This is a genomic window from Streptomyces sp. adm13(2018), from assembly GCF_008042145.1.
Taxonomy (GTDB): Bacteria; Actinomycetota; Actinomycetes; order Streptomycetales; family Streptomycetaceae; genus Streptomyces.
In genome coordinates, this window is the sequence record NZ_RDBH01000069.1 from 1 (window position 1) to 5,705 (window position 5,705).

A 5,705-nucleotide genomic window follows, 5' to 3' on the forward strand; every position below is an offset into this window, starting at 1 on the left:
ACCCGCAAGACCCACACCCAGCATCGCCACCACCGCATCCACCGAACGCGGCACCGCCAACGCCACCACCGCACCACGACCCACACCCACACGCGCCAACTCATTCGCCACACCCACCGCACGAGACCACAACTCCCCGTACGACAGACGCACCCCACCACACACCACCGCCAGAGCCTCCGGCACCCGCGCCGCACACTCCGCGAACCACACCGGCACCACACCCACCGGCACCACCGAACCCGTCGCGTTCACACCACCCACCAACCGCTCACGCTCCACGGCATCAAGGACGTCGATGTCGCCGATGGAGCGGTCGGGGTGGGCGACGGCGGCCCGGAGCAGGCGCTCCAGGCGGGCGACGACGGTCTCGACGGTGGCGCGGTCGAAGAGGTCGGCGGAGTACTCGGCGACGCCTTCGAGGCCGTTCGGGACCCCGTTCGCGGTGTGTCGTTCGCCGAGGCCGAGGGAGAGGTCGAAGCGTGCCCAGGAGGACGTGCCGGCCTCGGCGGACACGGCGAGGCCGGGCAGTTCGAGGGCGGCGTCGCGGGAGTTCTGGACGGTGAGCGTCACCTGGAAGAGCGGGTGACGGGTGAGCGAGCGCTGCGGGTTGAGCGCCTCGACGACGCGCTCGAAGGGCAGGTCCTGGTGGGCGTACGCGGCGAGGTCGGCGTCCCGGACGCGGGCGAGCAGGTCACGGAAGGACGGGGCACCGGAGGTGTCGGTGCGCAGGACCAGGGTGTTCAGGAAGAAGCCCACGAGGTCGTCGAGGGCGTCGTCGGTGCGGCCGGCGATCGGGGCGCCGATCGGGATGTCGTCGCCCGCGCCGAGCCGGCTGAGGACGGACGCGAGCCCGGCCTGGAGGACCATGAAGAGGCTGGTGCCCGTCGAGCCGGCGAGAGCCAGGAGCCGGCGGTGCAGCTGGGCGTCGAAGGCGAAGCGCAGCTTCGCTCCCCGCTGGGCGCCGGTCAGCGGCCGGGGCCGGTCGGTGGGCAGGGCGAGCTCCTCGGGCAGACCGGCGAGCACGTCGGTCCAGTGGGCGAGCTGACGGGAGATCTCGCTGTCCGGGTCGGTCTCGTCGCCGAGCTGCTCGCGCTGCCACAGCGTGTAGTCGGCGTACTGGACGGGGAGCGGCGTCCACTGCGGGGCCTCTCCGCGGAGACGGGCGGCGTAGGCGGTGGAGAGGTCCGTGGCCAGGGGGGCGAGGGACCAGGCGTCACCGGCGATGTGGTGGAGGACGAGGACGAGGACGTGCTCGTCCGGACCGGTGGCGAGCAGCGTCGCCYGCAGCGGGACCTCGCTGGTCAGGTCGAAGCCGTCGCGGAGCAGTGCGGCGATGCGGGCCTGCGCGTCCTCGGGTCCGGCGGAACCGTCGTCCGAGCGGTCCAGGACGGTGAGGACGACGGGCTGGGCCTCGGCGTCGAGGACCACCTGGCGGGGTTCGCCGTCGGTGGCCGGGAAGACCGTCCGCAGGCTCTCGTGGCGCTGTGCGAGGTCGGCGAGAGCGGCGCCGAGTGCCGCGCGGTCGAGGTCGCCGGACAGGCGCAGGACCATCGGGATGTTGTAGAGCGGGCTCGCCGGGTGCATCTGGTTGGCGAACCACAGGCGGCGCTGGGCGAAGGACAGCGGGACGGCGTCGGGCCGCTCGGTCGGGGCGGGGGCCACGGACGGTCTGCCGGATCTGGGCCGAGGTGCTCGGCCTCCCCGACGTCGGCCCCGAGGACGACCTGTTCGACCTCGGCGGGCACTCGCTTACCGTGGTCCGGATCGCCGCCCGGATCCGTGACGCGCTCGGCGTGGAGGTCGACTTCGACGTCTTCTTCGACGTCCCGACCCCGACGGGGGTGCGGTCCGACCGGGGGAGCGGTCCGGGGAGAGCGCGGTCTAGAGGAGCGCGCGGACGGCGGCGGCGACCCCCGCCGGGGTCGGGACGTCGAAGAAGACGTCGAAGTCGACCTCCACGCCGAGCGCGTCACGGATCCGGGCGGCGATCCGGACCACGGTAAGCGAGTGCCCGCCGAGGTCGAACAGGTCGTCCTCGGGGCCGACGTCGGGGAGGCCGAGCACCTCGGCCCAGATCCGGCAGACCGTCCGTGTCGTCTCGTCGCCGGTCCCGGCGCCCCGCTCGTCCGCCCGGTGCTCCGGAGCCTCGCGCGGCGGATGCGGCAGGGCCCGCCGGTCCAGCTTCCCGTTCGGGGTGAGCGGCAGCCGCTCCAGGGTGAGCCAGCGCTGCGGGACCATCGCGGCCGGCAGCGTGCGCAGCAGATGGTCCCGCAGCTCGGCCGGGGCGGGCGGCCGGGCGCCGGCGGCCGGGACCGGATAGCCCGCGAGGAAGGGTTCGCCGTCCTCCTCTGTGCGGATCGCGACGGCGGCCGCGGCGAGCGCAGGGTGCTCCAGCAGGGCGGACTCGATCTCGCCGAGTTCGATCCGGTGGCCGCGGATCTTGACCTGGTCGTCGATCCTGCCGAGGAAGTCGAGTTCGCCGTCCTCCGTCCACGCGGCGAGGTCGCCGGTGCGGTAGAGCCGGGTGTCCGGGGGGCCGAAGGGGTTCGGTACGAAGCGCTCGGCGGTCAGCTCGGGCCGGCCGAGGTATCCGTGCGCGACGCCGTCCCCGCCGATGAGCAGCTCCCCGGGGACGCCGAGCGGGGTGGGCCGGAGCAGCGCGTCGACGACGTACACCTGCGTGTTGGCGATCGGGCGGCCGATCCCGACGCGGTCCGGCTCGGCGGGGAGCTCCGCGCAGGTCGACCAGATGGTGGTCTCGGTGGGTCCGTACACGTTGAACAGCCGTGCGGTACGTCCTCGCAGCGTACGGGCGAGGGGGAGCGGGAGGGCCTCGCCGCCGGCCAGGCCCGTGACGGTGGAGAGGGCGTCGAGGCCGGTTCCGGCGGTGAGCATGACCCGCCATCCGGAGGGGGTGGCCTGGACGTGGGTGACGCCCTCGGCGCCGATCAGCGCGAGCAGACCGGGGCCGTCGACGGCGAGGCCCTCCGGTGCCAGGACCAGGCGGCCGCCGGTGATCAGCGGCAGGTAGAGCTCCAGGGCGGAGATGTCGAAGGAGAGCGAGGTCAGGCCGAGCCAGGTGTGCCCGGGGCCGGCCGCGAGCCGGTCGGCGAAGGAGGTGAGCAGGTTCACCAGCGCGCGGTGGCCGACCGAGACGCCCTTGGGGCGGCCGGTGGAGCCGGAGGTGTAGAGCACGTACGCCACGTCGTCCGGACCGGGGGCCGTGTCGGCGGCCCTCTCCGGGGCCCGCTCCGTGGCCGCCGGGAGCCGCAGGACCGCGGGGGCGGCCTCGGCGACAGCGGGGGATGGCTCGCGGTCCGCGAGCACCAGCGCGGCACCCGAGTCGCGCAGGACGAGGGCGAGGCGATCGGCCGGGTATCCGGGGTCCAGCGGAAGGTAGGACGCGCCGGTGGCGAGGACGGCGAGCAGTGCGGCAGGCAGGTCGGCGGTGCGGTCCAGATGGAGGGCGACCAGATCGCCGGGCCGGACCCCTCCGGACCGGAGCGCCGCCCTCAACTCGTCGACTCTGTTCAGCAGTTCGCGATAGCTGAGCCGTCGGTCGCCGGCGCTCACCGCGATCGCCGAGGGGGTCGCGTCGGCCTGGGCGCGGACCAGGTCGAGGACGGTCCGGTCGGCCGGGTAGGGGCGGTCGGTGGCGTTGGGGGCGACGGTGACGGCGCGCAGCTCGGCGGGGTCCAGGAGCGGCAGGTCCCGCAGCGGGGTGCCGGGCGCGGCGACCGCTCCAGCGAGCAGGGTCCGGTAGTGGCCGGCGATACGCCGGGCCGCGTCGGGGGCCAGGACGGCGGGGTCGTACTGGAAGCTGAAGTCGACCGCCCCGCCCGAGGCGTCGGGGCCTTCGACGATCTGCAGATGGAGGGTGTTGCGGGCGGTGCGGTTGCGCACGGCCCAGGAGATCCGGGCGCCGGTCCCGCCGAAGTCGGGGTCCGGGCCGCGGCGGCGGTAGCCGAGCGAGACGGCGGTCAGACCGAGACGGGGCTCCAGGGCCGGGACGGCCGCGCCGAAGGGCACAGCGCGGAAGGGGTATCCGGCGCGCAGTTCGGTCCGGACGGCCGCGGCGAAGGCGGCGAAGGGCAGCGACGCGTCGGCCGCGGGTGCGTGGACGGGCAGTTCGTTGACGAACATGCCTATGCCCGCGTCGAGTCCGGGTCTTCGGGTGGAGAGCGGTACGGAGACCGGGACGGCTTCTCCGCCGTAGCGGCGCAGCAGCCCGTGCAGGGCCGCGAGCAGGAACTCGAAGACGGTGGTGCCGACGATGGCGGCCGCCGCGGTCAGCTCCTTCGCCTCGACGCCGTCGAGGTGCCATGCGACGGCCTCTCCGGCAGAGGTGGAGGAGGCCGGTGTGCGGAGCGTTCCGGGCAGTACGGGGTCGGTCGCGGCGGCCCAGCGGGGCCCGTAGAACGCGGCGGCCCGCCGTACGGTGTCCGGATCCGCCGCGGACCCGGGCGGCGCGGCGGCGGGGGAGGGCGGCAGCGCGACGCCGTTGTACGCGGCCGCGAGGTCCCGGACCAGGACGTCCTTCGAGTTGCCGTCGAAGACCGAGTGGTGGGCGGTGAAGAGGAGTTCGGAGCTTCCGTCCGGGCGTCGGTAGAGGGTGAAGCGGCTGAGCGGGCCGGCCTCCAGGGCGAACGGGCGGGCGGCGTCGACGTCCAGCAGCCGCTCCAGGGCCGCCTCGTCCCCGGGTGCGTCGAGGAGGGTCAGTCCGGGCCGCTGCGCGGCAGGTTCCTGCCAGATCCGGCCGTCGCGCTCCACCAGGCGGGCGGCGAGGGCCGGATGGCGCTCGGTCACGGCGGTCACCGCGTGGTGCAGCGCGGAGGTGTCGGCCCGGTCGAAAGAGATCCGCAGGGGCATGTGGAACGCCTCGCGGGCCAGTCCCAGCCGATCGGTCAGCCAGACCCCCTGCTGGGCGGGGGAGGCCGGAATGGGGTCGGACAGGGAGAGGACTTCGGACATCGGCAGCTCGCTTAGGACGTCGGAGCAGAACGGAGGAGCAGCACGGTGAACGTGCGGACGCGGCAGGGGGCGCGAACCACCGGACGCCTGTCGCCCGGGTGCCTGCGGGCACGCCGGAGCAGCCGGGTTCGGTGGCGGCACCGGCCGTCGGATGGGGCCGGTCCACCCCCCGGAGGACCGGCCGACGGCCGTGAGAGGTCCGGACCGCCGGAGACGCCAGGATGCCCCGAGGCGTCTGGTATCTCCGGCCCCGCCCGATGAAGCCCATTGGTCCAGACCTGTCGAGAGATTGGCACACCGTCCAGGCACCGTCAAGAGCCGTCCACCGCCCGGAATCAGCCTGCATGTCCATGGCGGCGTTTACCGGCTTGCACCCAAACATCCGTGTGTATGATCGCCCCTGACGAGGCGTCAACGTGTGGCCTGCCGAAGGGAGATCGGCTGCCCGGCAGCCGCCTGCCCGCGGCTCGCGCGGGCCTGCCGACCGGCGTCCACGGGCCGTGCGACGGCCTGCGGCCGGGCGACGCGGCACGGCCTGACGGCCCACGACGGCGACCCGGGACGACGACCCACGAGCGAGCGCGGCCGGAGAGCCGGACCAGGTCCGGCCGCACCGCACCGCCGCACCACATCGCCGCGCCGGTCGCCGCCGCGCCCGGTTGCTCTCGTCGCGTGACAGGGCGTCCGCCTTCGCGCCCCCTGCCGCGTCCGCACGTTCACCGTGCTGCTCC

General features: G+C 74.5%; 2 protein-coding genes and 1 pseudogene. 1 reads left to right on the top strand and 2 read right to left on the bottom strand.

Going from position 1 to position 5,705, the window contains the following annotated elements; all coding sequences use genetic code 11:
• Positions 1–1,665, bottom strand: a 1,665-nt coding sequence (locus tag EAO70_RS06205; RefSeq protein WP_148002007.1) for a condensation domain-containing protein, incomplete at its 3' end; no start/stop codon positions are given.
• 26 nt (positions 1,666–1,691) lie between these two features.
• On the opposite strand from EAO70_RS06205, the pseudogene EAO70_RS40235 reads away from it, so the two are divergent.
• A pseudogene (locus tag EAO70_RS40235) lies at positions 1,692–1,778 on the top strand (phosphopantetheine-binding protein); the annotation flags it as partial.
• Positions 1,779–1,884: 106 nt separating this feature from the next.
• On the opposite strand, the gene EAO70_RS06215 reads toward EAO70_RS40235, so the two are convergent.
• The gene (locus tag EAO70_RS06215) at positions 1,885–4,974 is read right to left on the bottom strand and encodes a non-ribosomal peptide synthetase (protein WP_148002008.1); all 3,090 of its coding nucleotides are present in this window, start codon (positions 4,972–4,974) and stop codon (positions 1,885–1,887) included.
• Positions 4,975–5,705 lie beyond the last annotated feature (731 nt).

What these genes read in the sequence shown, in the direction of transcription:
- EAO70_RS06215 (WP_148002008.1), bottom strand. Translation starts at nt 4,974, where the DNA reads ATGTCCGAAGTCCTCTCCCTGTCCGACCCCATTCCGGCCTCCCCCGCC.